The organism is Flavobacterium macacae (assembly GCF_003865365.1).
GTDB classification, from domain to species: domain Bacteria; phylum Bacteroidota; class Bacteroidia; order Flavobacteriales; family Flavobacteriaceae; genus Flavobacterium; species Flavobacterium macacae.
Map to the genome: position 1 here is coordinate 117,947 of NZ_RQVR01000006.1, position 18,543 is coordinate 136,489.

The window sequence follows — 18,543 nt, forward strand, 5'->3', positions numbered from 1 at the left end:
TCCATAAATATTTCGCACGGTTTTTGATAATTGTCCCCAATGTTATACGTTTACACTATGAAAAACCAAATCTTATTTTTCTTCCTGTTTTTTCAAATTTCACTTTTTGCACAAAAACGTGATGTTCAAGTCTATCGTGAATTCGTCGATGGAAAAACAATAGTTTATGCCGATAACAGTGAATTTTGTCCCGTTTCGGTTGTCATCAGAACCGAATTGGTCAATATGAAAAGCAGTTTGAAAAAAGCGTTTGTATTGGTTCCGGCACAAACAAAAAAGTTTGTCGTAACCGAATTAACGGTCATTGATAAAACCAAAAAAGTTTCGTTTAAATATCAAAGCTCCTTTTTTTTGGGCGACATTGATTTAAGAAAATACGATATTAATTTTCCTTACGAGCTTCCTTATAATAAAGGGGAAGAATATTTGATAGGGCAGGGCTACAACGGAACGGTTTCGCACCAGAATGAATTTGCGCTTGATTTTGCAATGCCTGTCGGAACTGAAATTTTAGCGTCCCGCGAAGGAATTGTAGTCGACGTGCAAGATCAGAATTCAGGAAACTGCATGAAAAAAGAATGTGCCGAGAATAATAATTTTGTTGTGATTTACCATGAAGACGGCACGTTTGCTGAATACACGCATATAGACACGAATTCGGCTTTAGTTAAAAAAGGAGATTTGATAAATACCGGACAAAAAATTGCTTTAAGTGGCAACGTTGGTTGGTCTTCCGGCCCGCATTTGCACTTTTTTACCTTTGTTCCAGATATTGAAAAAGGAAGAATTTCAGTTAAAAGCAAATTTAAAACGACTTCAAATAAACCCGAATTTTTAGAAGAAAAGAAGTCGTATTTGAAAGAGTACGAATAAAAATTACTGCAGATCTACAAAAGAAAAAATCGGCGAATCTGCAGTAAAAAGTATTATTTTATAACAGAAATAGGTTCTTTGTTTTCATTTATGGCTACAAAAGTAAAATTTCCGGTAATGGCTTTTTCTCTTTCCCGAGAATACATTTTCTCGACATAAATTTCGACGTGAACTTGCATACTCGTATTTCCGATATGAGTTACTTTTCCAATTAATTCGGCAAAAGTTCCAGAAGGAATTGGTTTTTTAAAATCAATTCTGTCGCTGCTTACCGTTACCACTCTTTGTCTGCTGAAACGAGTTGCGGTAATGAAAGCCACTTCGTCCATCAATTGCATGGCATTTCCGCCAAATAAGGTGTCGTAATGATTGGTTGTATTCGGAAAAATTGCTTTAAAAATGTGCGTTTCTGAGGCGTTTATTTTTTCTTCTAAAGTCATTATTAGTTGTTGTTAGATCTTAAGTTTCCCCATTTTAAAAAAGTGCTTCCCCAAGTAAATCCGGCTCCAAAAGCAGTAATCAACAGATTTTGTCCTGCTTTAAAATCATCTTTAAAATCCCAAAGACAAAGCGGAATCGTTGCTGCAGTCGTGTTTCCGTATTTTTCAATATTAATTTTGACTTTTTCAATCGGGAAATCTAAAGCGTCACTCACGGCTTGGATAATTCTCAAGTTGGCTTGGTGTGGAATAATCCAATCAATTTTTTCTGAAGCAAGTTCATTTCTTTCCATAATTTCTTGGCAAGCAGAGCTCATTCCTTTGATGGCATTTTTAAAAACGGTTCTTCCGTCTTGCTGCACAAAATGTTTTTTATTGGCGACCGTTTCTTCCGAAGCAGGAAAAAGAGAACCTCCGGCAGGAACAGAAAGAAATTGGATTCCGTTTCCGTCAGTTTTAAAAACATTGTCAATTACGCCTAAATCACTCGAAGTCGGCTCTAGTAAAACGGCACCGGCTCCATCACCAAAGAGAATACAGGTATTTCTATCTTCATAGTTCACAATGGCGCTCATTTGATCCGCGCCAATCACCAAAACTTTTTGATATCTATTGCTTTCAATTAAGCTTGCTCCAACAGAAAGCGCATATAAAAAACCCGAACAGGCTGCGTTTAAATCAAATCCCCACGCATTTTTTAAACCTGCTTTTTCGCAAACAATGCTTGCGGTTGGTGCCAAAATATGATCTGGTGTAGAGGTGGCTAAAATAAGACAATCGATTTCAGAGGGATCGATGTTTGAATTTTCAATAAGGTTTTTGATGGCAAAAGCGGCCATATCTGAAGTGGCTAATGTTTTGTCAGAAAGGATTCTTCTTTCTTTAATTCCCGTTCTGGAAGTAATCCACTGGTCAGAGGTGTCAACCATTTTTTCGAGTGTTTTGTTGTCTAAAATTGTTTCAGGAACAAAGCCTCCAATGGCTGTAATCGTTGCGTTTGTTTTGGTATTCATTAGTATAAAAAAAGTTGCATAGCTTTTAAAAAAAAGCCAGATTTGTTTTTTGAAAAGTCTTTATTAAATCAATTTTTTACGAAGAAAAAAGGGAGTGGTTTTTTAAAGAAGACAGACTTCTTCTATAAAAAAATAAACCAAAAACTTTAAACCGCGAAAGCATTGTCAAATTGAAAAAGGCAGGTTTCCTGACTTACAGCATTTTTATCTTCCTTCCCAAGAAATTTATTCTCAGTGGCTATTTTGATAAAAACTTTTGGAGCTGTTTACAGTTGCGCGACAGTTCGTGATTTTCACACGATTCCCTATTATTTTCGAACGAATCGATACCATTTTCTTGATAGAAATAAGTAAAAGAACTTTCATGCAAAGGTAATTGAGTGAAATCATAAAAAAATCCCAAAGTTGTAATTTTAGGGCATAAAAAAAGCCACCTTATTGAGGTGGCTTTTAAGTATTTTATAAGTTTTTTAATTACATTTCTAAAAGTAGTGTGAAGGTCACATTGTTATTCACGGATTGAATGTTTGTCATGTCAACTAATCCTTGATTGAAAAAGGCTTGTTGCGTATCTCTTTTTGAATAGGAGTAAGCAGCATCGATTCTGGCTCCACCAAAGTTGTAACCGAGACCACCTGAAATTCCCTGTAAATCACCAATCGTATTTCCGTTTTTATACGGACTTTGTTCAAAACGGTACCCGCCTCTGAAACTCCATTGTTTTGCTCTGGCTTCGGCTCCCACTCTAATTTCAGAAGATACATCTAATAAAGATTCAAGTTGGTCATTTCTTGTTGCAAAAAACGAATCATTTGGTCTGAATTTAGTGTTGCTGTAATCTTTCATTGTATAATCTACGCTGATAAGTCCTAAAGATCCAAAAACGTACGCCAAACTTCCTGTATATTTTCCTGGAGTTTGAATGCGATAATTAGGATACTGTACATTATAATTATAAGGTTCAATGAAAATTTGATTTGAAGATGTTTTAACGCTCATGATTTGATACGTTTCGTCTTGAAGGTTATACCAAGTTGGAGATTCGTAAGCAACTCCTAAACGTAATTCGTTGGTAATTTTAGCGATTGCACCCAGTTGAAAAGAAAAACCGTTTCCATACGTGTACAATTCATTGTCAAAACGCAATTCTTGCACTGGGTCTGATGGATCGCTTCCGGGTGTGTCGAGATAATCTTCGTAAAAACTTGTGCGCTTTGTATAATCTGTAAAGTGGGAATTAAGGTTTAATCCAAAGTAAAATCGGTCTTTGTACTGTGTCGCAAAATTGAAAGATAATTTTCCATTGTATCCAGTTGAAACCATTGTGTTTTCTTGATAATAATTTCCGCCATCCGGTGTGTTTGAGACATACTGATTGGTAGCATTATTTAAAGTAATCAGGTTTCCTTGGGTTCCAATAAAGGTTTGATCCATTGCATAATCGCCCATATTGTTTCCGTTCGCATAGCTTAAGAAATATTCAGATACAGAAGTGTTCGGGTTTATTCCCCTTGAAAAAACTTGGTTGTCAAAGTTATTTGTGTTTTCATAATTTACTCCCACAGTAAACTTTTTCCAATTGCTTTCTTCGTTTGTGTTTTCGAAAACCCAAATGGCTCCAAGTTGGTTTAAATCAAAAGAATTGTCTTTTTCAGTTGCTTTGCTTCCAAAATATACAGAGTTATTTTTGGTAGACAAATTGCTTAAAGAAATTGATAATTGGTTGTTTAAAAAGATGGCGCCACCGGCAGGATTTACATTTAATGATGAAAAATCACCACCCAGTGCTCCAAAAGCACCACTCATAGCTCTGAATCGAGCTGTCCCGGTTAAATTATCTTGAGCATATCTCATTGCGTCAGCGACTTCTTGACCTTGAGAATTCAAAGATAATCCTGTGATTAAGAGTAAAAAATATTTTTTCATAAGTTGTATTTTTTATAAATTTTTCAAAAAAATACCTATGCTCGTACGGTTAAGTCAAAACATAGGCATTTAAATTTTAGCTAAAATTATCCTCTTCTTCCACCACCGCCGGATCTTCCACCGCCGCCAGACGAACCTCCTGATCTTCCGCCACCAGATGAACTTGGAGCGCTATAAGATCTTGAAGGAGTTACACTTTGATTTCTAGAGCTATTGCTTCTTGCGGGAGTGCTATAGTTGTTATTACGAGTATTTCTAGTGGTATTGTAATTTGAATTGTTTCTAGTTGTGTTGTTATTGCTATTTCTAGTTGTATTGTAACTGTTGTTTCTAGTAGCGTTATTTCTTGATGAATTATAAGCTCTGTTTACATTTCTAGTTGAGTAGGTAGTATTTGAACTTCTTCTTCCTGAATTATATGCTTCTCTATTTCTAGAATTTGTACCATTTAAAACCCTGCCAAAATTATTTCTTCCGGCAATGTTATTATTTGCATAGCTTCCTCTTCTTCCGTTAGCATAATAATTTCTTCCTCCATAATAATTATTGTAGTACCCGTTTCCATACCAATTATTCCAGCCTCCATAACCCCAGCCTCCGCCGTAACCGTAACCCCATCCTCCATAAAAAGGACTATTCCAGCCCCAGCCACCGTAACCGCCCCAGCCACCATACCAACTGTTCCAGCCTAATCCCCATCCCCAGCCTAAACCAGGTCCGTACCAATTGTTATAACCCCATCCGTTGTCATAATAATTTATTGTTACGCCTTCAGGGTTGCTTCCCCAGCCGGCATAACCCGTTTCGGTTACATAAACTGTATCTTTATCTCGTCCGTTGTAAAGAGGGGAACTATAGTTTTCAGAATCAATAAAAAATTCAGGATCTTCTTGAAGTGATGCAAAGTATCCCGTATTTTGAGTATTAGTTTGTTCAGTTGCGTTATTTCTTCTTTGAGGCTCACCATAAATGCCATCTGAATCGTATGAAGAACTTTGATATGACGAACATGACGTCATAAAAATTGCGAGCAATCCAAATAGGGAATAATTGGATGCTTTTTTGGTGGAAAAGTAATTAGTTTTCATATCTAGAGCAATTTAAATTGTTGGACAATACAAAAATAGTTAGTTTTGCTGAAACTATTTAGTTAAATTAAGTTAAACAATATTTGTGCCAAACTATTCAATATGAGTAAGAACCTAACAAAAAGATCAGAAGATTATTCCAAGTGGTATAATGAGCTGGTAGTGAAAGCAGACTTAGCCGAAAATTCAGGGGTTAGAGGCTGTATGGTCATCAAGCCTTACGGTTATGCGATATGGGAAAAAATGCAAGCGGAGCTTGACAGAATGTTCAAAGAAACCGGACATCAAAACGCTTATTTTCCGCTATTTGTGCCCAAAAGTATGTTTGAGGCAGAAGAGAAAAATGCAGAAGGTTTTGCAAAAGAATGTGCTATCGTTACACACTATAGATTAAAAAATGACCCAGACAAACCAGGAAAATTAATGGTAGATCCAAATGCCAAGCTGGAAGAAGAACTTATCGTTCGTCCGACAAGTGAAGCTATTATTTGGCCAACTTATAAAGGTTGGATCCAGTCTTACAGAGATCTGCCGTTACTTATTAATCAATGGGCCAACGTGGTTCGCTGGGAAATGAGAACCCGTTTGTTTTTAAGGACAGCCGAGTTTTTATGGCAAGAAGGGCACACGGCTCACGCCACAAAAGTGGAGGCTATTGCAGAATCAGAACAAATGATTAATGTGTATGCTGATTTTGCTGAAAATTTCATGGCTATTCCGGTTGTGAAAGGATTTAAGACAGAAACAGAACGTTTTGCTGGAGCTGTGGAGACGTATTGTATTGAAGCATTAATGCAAGACGGAAAAGCGCTTCAAGCAGGAACATCGCATTTCTTGGGACAGAATTTTGCAAAAGCGTTTGATGTGAAATTTGCAAACGCAGAAGGAAAGCAAGAATATGTTTGGGGGACTTCTTGGGGCGTTTCAACGCGCTTGATGGGTGCTTTGATCATGACGCATTCTGATGATAACGGATTGGTCTTGCCTCCAAATTTAGCGCCGATTCAAATTGTAATTGTTCCTATATATAAATCAGACGAAGAATTTGCTGCAATTTCTGAAGTAGCAAATACTTTAGTAGCTCAATTCAAAAAATTGAAAATTTCGGTTAAGTTCGATAATAGAACAACTCAAAAGCCAGGATTTAAATTTGCAGAATGGGAATTAAAAGGAGTTCCGGTGAGAATTGCGGTTGGTCCAAAAGATCTGGAAAATGGAACTTTTGAAGTTGCCAGAAGAGATACGTTGTCAAAAGAAGTCGTTTTAAAAGACGAAATTGTAAATTATGTGGGTGATTTATTAGAAAAAATCCAAGAAGATTTGTTTAATAAGGCCCTAGATTATAGAAATTCTCATATTACAGAAGTTGTTGATTTTGAAGAATTTAAAGAAGTGCTTGAAAACAAAACTGGCTTTGTATCAGCACATTGGGATGGAACCGCGGAAACCGAAGAAAAAATAAAAGATTTGACAAAAGCAACAATTAGATGTATTCCTTTGGATCGAGTAGAAGAGGCGGGAACCTGCGTCCTTACTGGGAAACCATCCTCTGGAAGAGTGCTTTTTGCCAAGGCATACTAAAGAAAATAAAAAAAAATTAAATTTTTTTGAAGTAGCTATTGCACAAATAAAAAATAGTTGTATTTTTGCCACCGCAATAGAGAAGCAAGGCCCGTTCGTCTATCGGTTAGGACGCATGGTTTTCATCCATGTAAGAGCGGTTCGATTCCGCTACGGGCTACTACTTTTTTTTGATGCAACAGTTCTCCTTAACTATAAAAAGGAAAATGGCCCGTTCGTCTATCGGTTAGGACGCATGGTTTTCATCCATGTAAGAGCGGTTCGATTCCGCTACGGGCTACTAAATTAGTTGTAAATTAGTTTTATAAAATAAAGGCTGGTGTCTCTGTTTTTATTTTATTAGTTAAAACCAAAGTGATTTTTTAAAATTGTGGGAGGTTTTTCTTTTTTAACTAGTATTTATAATAATTACATCTAAAATTAAAAAACAAAATGGCAAATCATAAATCAGCCCTTAAAAGAATCAGAAGTAACGAAAAGAAAAGAGTATTAAATAAATACCAACACAAAACTACTCGTAATGCAATTAAAGCTTTGCGTTTAGCTACAGATAAATCAGAAGCTTCTGCAAAATTATCTACAGTTATTTCAATGATTGACAAATTAGCTAAGAAAAACATTATCCATGATAATAAAGCTTCTAATTTAAAATCTAAATTGACTAAGCACGTTTCAGCTCTATAATTAGAATTGAAAATTGAAAAAATATAAAGTCCTCATTTGAGGACTTTTTTTTGGTTAAAACTTTTTTAAACGATAGTTTTAAAGCATAAAAAAGCTCTCAGTTTTGAGAGCTTTTTGCGTTTTATAATCTTTCTTTTAATCCTTCGAGCATTTCTTTTGTTATCGGTTTTGACATAAAATCAATGACCATTGGATACTTTTTTGAGTTTTCAATATCGTTAGGGTCAATAGTAGAAGATAATACGATGACCTTCGTTTTTGTATTAAATGGTGCGTATTGGTCCTTGGTAAAATTATCTAAGAATTCCCAGCCACCCATAATAGGCATGTTGAGGTCTAAAAAAACAAGTTCAGGGCAGCAACAGTCATTATTGATTTTTAAATTATCATAATATTCTAAGGCTTCCTGGCCGTTTTTAGCCGTAATTATTTCTTCTGTAAAAGAAGATTTTGCAATTACCATTTTGTATAACATCAAGGTAATTGGGTCGTCATCTACGCATAAGATTCTATGCAGCATTTTATTTATTTTTTGAATGTTAATGTAAATTTTGTTCCCTTGTTCACCTCGCTTTGGACATTAATTGTTCCGCCCATTGTTTCAACTTGAGATTTAACTAAGTACAATCCTAAACCTTTGCTATCAGGATAATTGTGGAATCGCTGATATAATCCAAAGATTTTGTCTTTATTTCTTTCAATGTCAATACCAATTCCGTTGTCTTCAAATGTCAAAATCGTCAAATCTTCTTTTTCTTTTGTTGATATTGAAATTTTTAGTTTTCGAGAGTGATCTCGGTATTTGATTGCATTGGTAAGCAAATTTAAAATAATACTTTCAAGATAGGCCTTATTTATGTTTGAAAGTGAGTCTTTTTCTAAATTTATTTTTAAAATCGGCTGATGCAGATTGATCAAGTAGCTCAGTTGGTTAAAAACGCTTTCAAAAACTTCACTGAAAAGCACTTCTTCCTTTTGAATAGAAGGATTGTCTTTGATGATTACTACTTTTACTAAATCGTTTATTGTTTCATTTAATAAGTGAGTGGATTTTGTGAAGCCGTTTAAAATTAATTTTAAGTCTGAATTTTCTACTGGAATATCTTCTATCAAATTTAATAATCCGGTTAAATTTGATAGTGGCGCTCTTAAGTTGTGTGATGTGATATAAGAGAATTGCTTTAAATCTTTATTGTTTTGAGTCAATTCTCTGATTAATTGCTCTTTTTCTTTTTCTTGAATTTTCTGATTGGTAATGTCACGCTGAATCGATATCCAATGTAAAATTTTTCCATCTCGGTCAAAAATAGGAATCATTGAAAAGCTTACCCAATATTCTTCGCCATTTTTCTTGTAACTGATGGTTTCAATTTGAGCAACTTGTTCATTTTGTATGGCATATATTAATTTTTCTAATTCTTTTGGATCTGAATTTTCACCATTTAAAATAAGAGGCGAGTGGCCAATCACTTCAGATGCACTATATCCTGACATTTTTGAAAAAGCCTTATTTACAAAAATAATTTTTGGAATTGCATTTTCTGATGTGTCGCTTTCGGTAATAATTACGGCATCATTTGCTTGAGTAATTACGGTTTCCATCAGCTTCAAACGCTGGTTTTCTTCTTTTTGTTTTGTCACATCTTGCATAGAAGCAATCATTCTGATAGGTTTTCCATCGTTGTCCTTAATTAAAAAACCCCTATCAAAAACAAATTTATAGCTACCATCGGCGCATTTAAAACGATATTCATCTTGCCATTTTTCTACTTTCTCTTCAAGGAAATTATAGAGTTTTACCGATACGCGAAGACTGTCTTCAGGATGGATTCTGTCAAACCACCATTTTGAAGTAGTACCTACGTCTTCTTTTTTGTATCCAAAAACCCCTTGAATTCCCTTGTTCCAAACAAAATTGTCTTCTTGAATTTTCCAGTCCCAAATAGTGTCACTTGTGGCCTTTGCAACGATGTCATATCTATCAATGGCTTGTTTTAAGTCTTCGCTCGCGCGTCTACTTTCAATAACAACACCTACAAGATTGGCAACTCTTTCAAGTAAAGTGATTTCTTCCTGAGTTGGATATTTATTTGTTTTGTAATAAACAATAAAGTTGGCAATAGTGCTCCCGTTTGTTTTTTTGATAGGAATTGACCAGCATGATTTTATATCATATTCAGTGGCTAAAGGCGCAAAATTATTTGACAACGGATCATTTTGAATGTCAAAAACAAAAACATTTTCAGATGTAAAAATTTTCTTTTTTCCGTCAATCGAAGTTAACGTATCAATGAAGCTCTGCGGAAGTGATGGTACAACGATATGGCGTATCTTATTGTTTTTTAATTCTGTAATGGAGCAAATAGCGCCTGGAATCAAAGATTCTATATTGCTGATTACTTTGTCTAACGCTGTATTTAAATTTGTTTCAGGAGCTGCGTTTAATTTGTAAATGTCTTTTTCAAAAGATAAAATAGTGTCTTGAAACTTTCGAGCCGTTATATCTTGTAAAGCGCCAATTTTTTTTATTTGGCGTCCATTTTCCCAAATTAAATCAAAACGATCAAGTACGTAAGCATAGCTTCCGTCTGCTCTTTTAAATCGATATTCAAGTTCGTGATGAAGGTTTGAAGAATTTGGGTCAATTGCTGCAATTTTTTCGCGCACATCTAAAATTTCATCTGGATGAAGTCTGGCTAGCCAAAAATCTAAATCGAGATATTGTTGGTCATTAAAATTAAAACCAAAGATTTTATTGTAGTTTGAACCAGCTATGTAAATCTTTTTTGAAGTAGAATCAAATTCATAAATGGCGTCGCTTGTTGCTTTTGCGATGGCCTCATGCCTTAGATTGCTTTCTTTTATTTTAATCTCGTTTTCAATTCTTTCGGTTACATCTCGCGCATTCAAAACAATTCCGTTTACGGCGATATTGTCAGTCATGTCAATGATGCTTGCTTCAAACCAACGCCACGAGTTTTCAAATTTCAAATATCTGAACGGTTTTGTGGTAATTCGCTTTTGGTTTTTTAACTCTTGAAATTGTTCCTTGAAAAAAGACAAGTCATCATGGTGCAATTTGTCAAAAGCATAAGTTCCGATATATTTTTCTGGATCGATATTATATCTTTTCTTGATATTTGGACTTATGTATTGAAAATAGCCGTTGGTGTCTATAATTGTAATTAGTTCAGAACCATCTTGAATTAATGCTTTAAAACGCTGCTCTGTTAAAGCATTTTCTTTTTCAGCTTTCAGTTTTTCAGTAATGTCGGTTGCTAAAACTAATCTTGATTTTTTTCCGTCAAAAATAATTTCATTGCTTTGTGTTTCAACATCAATTAACTGGCCGTTTTTTTTAATGTGTTTAAGTGAAATTTCGAAGAAAGAGCTATCGCTTTTAATTTTTTCTAAAGCATTTGTAACTTTTTCTTGGTGTGATTTGTAAATAACATCAGCTACTTCTAAATTAAGAAATTCTTCTCGAGAATAGCCATATTTTCGTAAAGCAGCATCGTTAGCGTCTAAAAATTGTAAAGTTTCTGTGTCGTAAACCACCATTGGTAAAGGACTTGCTTGAAATAAGTCTCTGTATTTTTTTTTAGATTCGCCGAGTTTTTCCTGTATTTTTTTATGTTCAATATTGTATAAGATACTTTTGAATAGCAAAGGAGCGTTTAGATCTTCTTTTAAAAGATAATCAGATATGCCGTAAGATAATGATTTCATGCTGAATTCTTTATCGGTATATCCTGTTAAGATTATAATGGGAATTGATTTTGCAAGCGGAATTATTTTATTAAGCAGTTCTTCGCCTTGGTAGTCAGGGAGTATCAGGTCTAATAGAATAATATCAATCTTGTAATCTGAAGTTAAGTGCTTTTTTGCAATGTCTAAAGTTTCTGCTTCATAAAATACTGGATCTAAGAATTCTTCTTTAATATAGTCGCGTATCAAGACCATGTCACCTTGATTATCCTCGATAATTAAAAAATGAATGCCTTCTTTGTGAAAAGTCATCTTATGGTTTTTTAGGCAGTTGAACAATAGAGATCCAGAAATCTTCAATGCCGTTGATGACTTCTAAAAACTTAGTAGTTTCAACGGGTTTTGTAATGAAGCAATTCACGTGGTTCTGGTAGCTTTTTAGCACATCTTGTTCAGAAGAGGAAGTTGTAAGCATAATTACGGGGATATGTAAGATTTGGGGGTTCGATTTTATTCTAGATAAAACTTCATGGCCATTCAATTTCGGAATGTTTATATCAAGTAATACCAGGTCTGGAGTTTCGGCAGTGGCATATTTTTCCTTTTTCTCCAAAAAAAGCATAGCTTCCCATCCATCTCTTACAACAGAAACTTTATTCTTGATTTTGCTCATCAAAAGTGCTTCTTCTGTTAATAGGATGTCGCCTTCATTGTCTTCAATCAATAGAATTTGAATTGATTTCACTTGGCTGTTGAATTTGGGTTAAACAAATATAATAAAACTATTTACTTACTGTAAAATAAAATTGGCTTCCTTTTCCTTCTTCCGATGTAACCCAGATTTTTCCGCCTTGAGTTTCAATGATTTTTTTTGAAATCGCCAAACCAATCCCGGTTCCAGAATATTCGTGTTTTGGATGCAATCTTTGGAAAATAACAAAAATCTTTTCAAAAAAAAGAGGATTGATTCCAATGCCGTTGTCACTCACGCAAAACTGCCATTTAGTTCCAAGATCACTATACGTGATTTCAATTATTGTGGTTCCTTCTGGATTGTGGTATTTAATTGAGTTTCCGATTAAGTTTTGAAAAACAACCTGAATTGGAGTTCTTCGATTGATAATAATTGGGAGGTTCTTCCAAATAAGTTTGGCATTATTTTCTATTAAAGCAATTTCATTGTAATACGCAATTTCTTCTAAAAGGACATTCACGTCAATTGTTTCAGGATTTTGATCAAACTTACCAATTTTAGAATATTCTAATAAATCCAGAATTAAGGTTCGCATTCTTTGGGCGCCATCAACAGCATAGTGAATGTATTCTTTTCCTTTGTCATCAAGTTGGTCCTGGTATTTTCGCTCAATTTCTGAAAGAAAACGAGTTACCATTCGAAGTGGTTCTTGAAGGTCATGCGAAGCAATGTATGCAAACTGTTCTAATTCAGCATTTGAAATGGCCAGCTCGTTCACTCTCTTATTGATTTGAGAATAAAGATCTTCTAAGTGGTTTTCATATTTTTTTCGTTCAGTAATGTCTTCCATAGATCCGATCATTCTGATCGGTTTGCCTTTTTTGTTGAATAAAAGATACCCGCGGTCAAGCATGTATTTTATTTTTCCAGATTGGGTAATGATTCGATATTCGTCTGACCAATTTTCTTTTTCAGTATTTTTGATGAAATTATTGAATTTTTTTAAAACCCGATCGCGGTCTTCAGGATGAATTTTGTCAATCCACCACATGTAGTGATTTAAAAGCTGTTCATAGCCAAGCAGGCGGGTTAAGGCTTCTCCCCAAAATACTTCCTGCTTTTTAAAATCAAAATCCCAAATGATATTGTTTGTTGCTTTAGTGACAATGGTATAGCGATCGTTAGAAATCCTTAAATCTTCGGTTCTGCTTTTTAAGCGGTTGAGGTATTTTTCATTTTTATCTTCGTATCTTTTTAACATCAGCCAAAAAATGAATCCAGATGCTAAAATAAATCCGATACCTTTTAAGGTTTGAAAAAATAGAGAATCATCTCCAACTCCAAAATACTTGAAAGATCTGTCACTGATTAAGATCCATAAGATTCCGATAGTTAAGTATATTCCGATAATTTTATTAGAGGTTCTGAACATTTAAGGGGATTCATCTTTTGTAAATATAAAGAAAAGACTGTTTTGTTCAGATTATTTATGTTAAAATTTTATAAGAAGTGTTATTATTCTATCAATAACTTAACCTCTTATTATGAATAAGTTAAGTCCTTTAGAAAAAACATTTTTTATATTAAAATAAATTGTACATTTGCACCCTCTAAAAAAATCGAATGGAATCAATCAGAAACATTGCAATTATTGCCCACGTCGATCACGGTAAAACTACTTTGGTTGATAAAATTATGTACCATTGTCAACTTTTCCGTGACAACGAAAACACGGGAGACCTTATCCTTGACAACAATGATCTAGAGCGTGAAAGAGGTATTACTATTACTTCAAAGAACGTTTCAGTTCAATATAAAGGAACTAAAATCAACATTATCGATACTCCTGGTCACGCGGATTTCGGTGGAGAAGTAGAGCGTGTATTGAACATGGCCGATGGTGTTTGCCTTTTGGTGGATGCTTTTGAAGGACCAATGCCACAAACTCGTTTCGTTTTGCAAAAAGCGATCGACTTAGGGTTGAAGCCTTGTGTTGTAATCAATAAAGTGGATAAAGAAAACTGTACTCCAGAAGAAGTTCACGAAAAAGTTTTTGACTTGATGTTTGAACTTGGAGCAACTGAAGAGCAATTGGATTTCCCAACGGTTTATGGTTCTGCAAAAAACAACTGGATGTCTGACGATTGGAAAAACCAAACCCAGAACATTGAGCCTTTATTAGATATGGTTATTACTCACGTACCAGCTCCTAAGGTATCTGAAGGAACTCCTCAAATGTTGATTACTTCTTTAGATTTTTCTGCATTTACAGGTCGTATCGCTATCGGTCGTCTTGAAAGAGGAGTTTTGAAAGAAGGAATGGCAGTTTCTTTGGTAAAAAGAGACGGTACTGTAATAAAATCTAGAATTAAAGAATTACATACTTTTGAAGGTCTTGGACGTAAGAAAGTAACTGAAGTAATTGCTGGAGATATCTGTGCTATCATTGGTGTTGAAGGTTTTGAAATTGGTGATACTATCGCTGATATCGAAAACCCAGAAGGGTTGGCTTCAATCGCAATTGATGAACCAACAATGAGTATGTTGTTCACTATCAACGATTCACCATTCTTTGGTAAAGAAGGTAAATTTGTAACTTCACGTCACATCCGCGAGCGTTTAACAAAAGAATTAGAGAAAAACTTAGCGATGAAGTTAGGTGAAACTGATTCTGCTGATAAATTTATGGTTTTTGGTCGTGGTGTACTTCACTTATCGGTTCTTATTGAAACAATGAGAAGAGAAGGATATGAATTGCAAATCGGTCAGCCACAGGTTATTATCAAAGAAATTGATGGTAAAAAATGTGAGCCAATTGAAGAATTAACAATCGACTTACCAGAAAATCTTTCAGGTAGAGCGGTAGAGTTTGTGACTTTACGTAAAGGTGAAATGCTTTCTATGGAAACTAAAGGAGAGCGTATGATCGTTAAATTCAACATTCCATCTCGTGGAATTATTGGATTGCGTAACCAATTGCTTACTGCAACTGCTGGTGAGGCTATTATGGCACACCGTTTCATTGGATATGAGCCTTACAAAGGAGAAATTGCTGGACGTAACAAAGGTTCATTGATTTCTATGGAAAAAGGTAAAGCGATTCCATATTCTATCGATAAATTACAAGATCGTGGTAAATTCTTCGTAGAGCCAAATGCTGAGATCTATGAAGGCCAGGTAATTGGAGAAAACTCTCGTGGAGATGATATGTGTGTAAACGTAACTAAAGAGAAAAAACAATCTAACGTTCGTTCATCAGGAAATGATGAAAAAGCAAGGATTATTCCTCCAATCATTTTCTCATTAGAGGAAGCTTTAGAGTACATCCAAAAAGATGAATATGTTGAAGTTACGCCAAAATCAATCCGTTTGAGAAAGATTTACTTAACTGAAACTGACAGAAAACGTTTTAAAGTATAAGACATTTTTCTATATAAATAAAAAGCCATTCTGAAAAGAGTGGCTTTTTTTATGTGAAGCTATTCCTGCTTTTCCCTGCAAGTCCTCGGCAAAAAGCTTTTTTTCTATGCCACAAAACGAGCTTCCTTCGGTCGCTGTTTTCTGCCATGAAAAAATAGCTCTTTTGCCTGTGGGCTTTCCGTTTCAATCAGGGCTAGTGATGCAGTTTGCCATCAATCGTGATCTAAAAAAGACATAGAAGCTGGAAAATAGTTTGGCTAAAACCAATTTATTTGGATGGAGCCAAAATTTTAGCCAAATCTTAATTTCAGAAAAAGAATAATAAAAATTTAGCGAACCAAACTAAAGTGGCCTCGATCAGTTCTTCCGTTTTCTAAAGTAACCAAGTACCAATAATCGGTCGAAGGCAAATTATATCCGTTGTAAACACCATTCCAGCCTGGAGATTTGGGATCCACATCTGCCAATAATTTCCCGAAACGGTCGAAAATATAAATCTTTGAATTGGCATAAAAAGAAGCATTCATTCCAATAATATTCCAAGTGTCATTCACGCCGTCCTGGTTTGGCGTAAAGAATTTTGGAATTTCAAGAACCGAGATTTCTTCCTGCGTCGTTCCGCAACCTTTTGTGCTGTAAACATAAATGGTATGGAATCCTGCTTCCACATTTTCAAAATGATTTGACTCTTGAAAAGGACCGTTCGGACTGTCAAGACTGTACAAGTAATCGCCGATACTTGAGGAATCAAGCACAACGGTAACCGTATTGTTAGCCACTAAATCGTGAATAACGACATTTTGAATCGTCGCATCATTTGATGGCAAGACGCTGATTGTTCTTGTTTTTTCACAACCAAATGGACTGGTTACTTTCACCGTATAATTTCCAGGCAGGTTCACCTGAATTGTCGCGGTTGTTTGCCCTGTTGACCAGTCATACGTGAAGTTTGCAGCATTTACTTGCAACAAACCAGCGGTCAAAGTAATAAACTGCGTGGGACGGTTGGTACAGATATATTTGGTGTCTTGTAATTCAATTTGGGGTAATTTATCAACCGTTAGTTTTATAGAATAAATTCCTTGGCATTCGTTATTTTCTTCGACTCTTGCAAAAACGGTTTGTGTATTGGCAATGGTATTTGTAAACGAAACGTTTATGGGATTTTGCTCTAAAAAAGCATCGTTTAAACTCGTAAAATAAGTAGTTGTTGCTGTTGCCGAAATTCCTGTGATCAAAACTTCTGACAATTGAAATTGTGTCAAACCGTCTTCTGTAGAATCGTCACATTTTCGAATACTAATTTCAGGATTCGTTGAGGAATTTACAATTAATTCAAGTGTTGTCAACGTGTAACATCCAGTCAATGGATTCAAAACTTTGGCAAAAATCTGCTCAGGATTGGTAACGTTTGAATAATTTGTCGGTAATTCACTTATATTGTTGTTAACATCAGACTGCAACTTAAAATAAGAGACGAGTAAGTTTGAATTACCACCGTTAATGACATCAGTTGCTTGAGAAAGATTAAACGGAATATCAGTCATCGCAGAAGTAAGACTACATTGCGTTAAGCTTGATGGAAAAGCATCTGGTAAGGCAGAAATAGTGATGTTTTTTGAATTTGTAATTGGTGTTCCTTCAACCACAAGTGTCACTGTCACATTATAATTTCCGATTGCAGTATAAGTATGATTAGGAGAGACTGAACTCGCCGCAGGACTTCCGTCGCCAAAATCCCAAGTTGCTGTATCGATGTTTCCGTTTACATTCACTTCAAAATTGGTTATATCTCCAAGACACAAATTTCGAGCGGTAATATTGGAACTAAAAAAGGAAGTGATAAATGGAGGAAGTCCGAATTTAGAAACTCCTGATCCCAATGAAACTCCTTCTGGCTGATAATTACACAGTGATCCTTCCAGTTCTGGATCATTGATGACATCTAATGTGGAGTCATTTGACGTATTTATATTTGCTTTGTATATTTTTTTATCAGGACCTAATTGCAATGAACCGTTAGCGCGGCTAGAAATTCCAATGGATGACAATGGGATATTGCTACTTTCTAAATCAAATTGAATAATGGCAGCACTTGTCGATACATAAAGTTTTTTTACTTCTGCAGAAAATTCAATTCCATAAGGGTTTTCATTTTGCATAATAGAAATTGGGTTGCTAACAACACCCGTTTGGTTGTTGAAATCATACAAATAAACAGCTCCGTTATTGCTGGAACCACCTAATTCTGTACCAATTTGATTGTGTGCAATTGCAATTTTTTTTCCATCAGGAGATGCTTTCAATTGTCCAATTGAATTTCTTCTATAGCCAGAAATTGGAACTAACGGATTCGTTTGAGAAATTACTGGAGTCTGATTTACGCCATTTCCATCAATTTTAAAAACATAAAATTTATTTGTAAAATGTGTGATAACCCAATAACCTAATCCATCTTGAGTTTTAACTGCTGTAATTTTTTCAGAACTTTTATATTTTATTTCTTCCCCAAAAGGGTTTGGATCATAAGTCACCAAATGGGTATTTCGATTAATTACATCACCAATACTCCCATTAATACCCATAACCGAAATATCAACGACAGAATAATTCAATCCGTTATTGAACCCATCATCTGCATCAGGAATGGTTTGAGTGACACCGTTTCCTTCGTTATAATTTCCGGTATATTGGTTTGGATACACCGTCGCATTTACTTGATGAGGTTCGTCAACCGTAAAAACATAATATAAATTGGGGTTAACAGGATTTGGAATTATAATCCCAGATTGCGTACTTGAAGGATCGCCAAAAAGTCCAGTTCCAGTAGTGTAATTGCCGTTAGGCATAATCACGTGATTTCTGTCCCAAATCGTTCTTCCGTCTGTATACAAAAGTAAGTTTCCGCTAGAATCAGAAAATGAACTGCAGCCTTCATTGGTATTGATTGCAATAGGGTTTGGACTGGTAGATAAAACTGTAATGGTATTATCGGCATTGAATTTTATGCCTGCTTTGCTTCCAAAAAACCAATTCGAAGCTTCTCCTTGCGAAAAAGATTTAATTGAAAGAAATATAAAGAAGAGTAACCACTTGAATTTCATAACCGGGGGAAT

Annotated in this window: 14 protein-coding genes, 2 tRNA genes and 1 riboswitch; of the genes, 7 read left to right on the forward strand and 9 right to left on the reverse strand. The window is 35.1% G+C overall.

What is annotated here, in order from left to right:
• Positions 1-57: 57 nt before the first annotated feature.
• Positions 58-873 (forward strand): M23 family metallopeptidase, encoded by an 816-nt coding sequence (locus tag EG849_RS07010; RefSeq protein WP_158611926.1) that lies wholly within the window; start codon positions 58-60, stop codon positions 871-873.
• A 53-nt stretch (positions 874-926) separates the two neighbouring features.
• On the opposite strand, the gene EG849_RS07015 is transcribed toward EG849_RS07010, so the two are convergent.
• From EG849_RS07015 to EG849_RS07030, 4 genes are all read right to left on the reverse strand, one after another.
• Positions 927-1,313, reverse strand: coding sequence for an acyl-CoA thioesterase (locus EG849_RS07015; protein ID WP_125012364.1), 387 nt, complete (start codon positions 1,311-1,313; stop codon positions 927-929).
• Positions 1,314-1,315: 2 nt separating this feature from the next.
• Positions 1,316-2,326 (reverse strand): beta-ketoacyl-ACP synthase III, encoded by a 1,011-nt coding sequence (locus EG849_RS07020; protein WP_125012365.1) that lies wholly within the window; start codon positions 2,324-2,326, stop codon positions 1,316-1,318.
• A gap of 161 nt (positions 2,327-2,487) precedes the next feature.
• Positions 2,488-2,675, reverse strand: a riboswitch (cobalamin riboswitch).
• A 125-nt stretch (positions 2,676-2,800) separates the two neighbouring features.
• Positions 2,801-4,252 (reverse strand): OmpP1/FadL family transporter, encoded by a 1,452-nt coding sequence (locus EG849_RS07025; protein ID WP_125012366.1) that lies wholly within the window; start codon positions 4,250-4,252, stop codon positions 2,801-2,803.
• Positions 4,253-4,338: 86 nt separating this feature from the next.
• Entirely contained in the window at positions 4,339-5,340 is a 1,002-nt protein-coding gene (locus EG849_RS07030; RefSeq protein WP_125012367.1) for a hypothetical protein, read from the reverse strand.
• Positions 5,341-5,442: 102 nt separating this feature from the next.
• On the opposite strand from EG849_RS07030, the gene proS reads away from it, so the two are divergent.
• The 4 genes from proS to rpsT all read left to right on the forward strand — a co-directional run bounded on the left by proS (position 5,443) and on the right by rpsT (position 7,605).
• Complete coding sequence (gene proS / locus EG849_RS07035; RefSeq protein WP_125012368.1) at positions 5,443-6,921, forward strand: proline--tRNA ligase; 1,479 nt, start codon at positions 5,443-5,445, stop codon at positions 6,919-6,921.
• A gap of 88 nt (positions 6,922-7,009) precedes the next feature.
• Positions 7,010-7,081: transfer RNA gene (locus EG849_RS07040), tRNA-Glu, on the forward strand.
• A gap of 48 nt (positions 7,082-7,129) precedes the next feature.
• A tRNA-Glu gene (locus EG849_RS07045) sits at positions 7,130-7,201 on the forward strand.
• 152 nt (positions 7,202-7,353) lie between these two features.
• On the forward strand, positions 7,354-7,605 hold the full coding sequence (gene rpsT / locus EG849_RS07050) for a 30S ribosomal protein S20 (RefSeq protein ID WP_125012369.1): 252 nt from the start codon (positions 7,354-7,356) through the stop codon (positions 7,603-7,605).
• A 121-nt stretch (positions 7,606-7,726) separates the two neighbouring features.
• Here rpsT and EG849_RS07055 read toward each other — a convergent pair whose 3' ends face one another.
• Genes EG849_RS07055 through EG849_RS07070 form a run of 4 tightly spaced genes read right to left on the reverse strand, consistent with a single transcriptional unit; the run spans position 7,727 to position 13,439 of the window.
• On the reverse strand, positions 7,727-8,125 hold the full coding sequence (locus EG849_RS07055; RefSeq protein WP_125012370.1) for a response regulator: 399 nt from the start codon (positions 8,123-8,125) through the stop codon (positions 7,727-7,729).
• Between the two features lie 5 nt (positions 8,126-8,130).
• Positions 8,131-11,625 (reverse strand): PAS domain S-box protein, encoded by a 3,495-nt coding sequence (locus EG849_RS07060; RefSeq protein ID WP_125012371.1) that lies wholly within the window; start codon positions 11,623-11,625, stop codon positions 8,131-8,133.
• Position 11,626: 1 nt separating this feature from the next.
• Complete coding sequence (locus EG849_RS07065) at positions 11,627-12,058, reverse strand: response regulator (RefSeq protein ID WP_125012372.1); 432 nt, start codon at positions 12,056-12,058, stop codon at positions 11,627-11,629.
• A 37-nt stretch (positions 12,059-12,095) separates the two neighbouring features.
• A complete protein-coding gene (locus EG849_RS07070) occupies positions 12,096-13,439 on the reverse strand; it encodes a sensor histidine kinase (RefSeq protein ID WP_125012373.1) in 1,344 nt (447 codons plus the stop codon).
• Between the two features lie 191 nt (positions 13,440-13,630).
• On the opposite strand from EG849_RS07070, the gene typA reads away from it, so the two are divergent.
• Both typA and EG849_RS15950 read left to right on the forward strand, forming a co-directional pair.
• The gene (gene typA / locus EG849_RS07075) at positions 13,631-15,427 is read left to right on the forward strand and encodes a translational GTPase TypA (RefSeq protein WP_125012374.1); all 1,797 of its coding nucleotides are present in this window, start codon (positions 13,631-13,633) and stop codon (positions 15,425-15,427) included.
• Between the two features lie 106 nt (positions 15,428-15,533).
• Positions 15,534-15,665 carry a hypothetical protein gene (locus tag EG849_RS15950; RefSeq protein ID WP_262679638.1) on the forward strand — a complete coding sequence of 44 codons (132 nt, stop codon included), beginning with the start codon at positions 15,534-15,536 and terminating at the stop codon, positions 15,663-15,665.
• 91 nt (positions 15,666-15,756) lie between these two features.
• Here EG849_RS15950 and EG849_RS07080 read toward each other — a convergent pair whose 3' ends face one another.
• Positions 15,757-18,531 (reverse strand): T9SS type B sorting domain-containing protein, encoded by a 2,775-nt coding sequence (locus EG849_RS07080; RefSeq protein WP_125012375.1) that lies wholly within the window; start codon positions 18,529-18,531, stop codon positions 15,757-15,759.
• Positions 18,532-18,543: the final 12 nt, after the last annotated feature.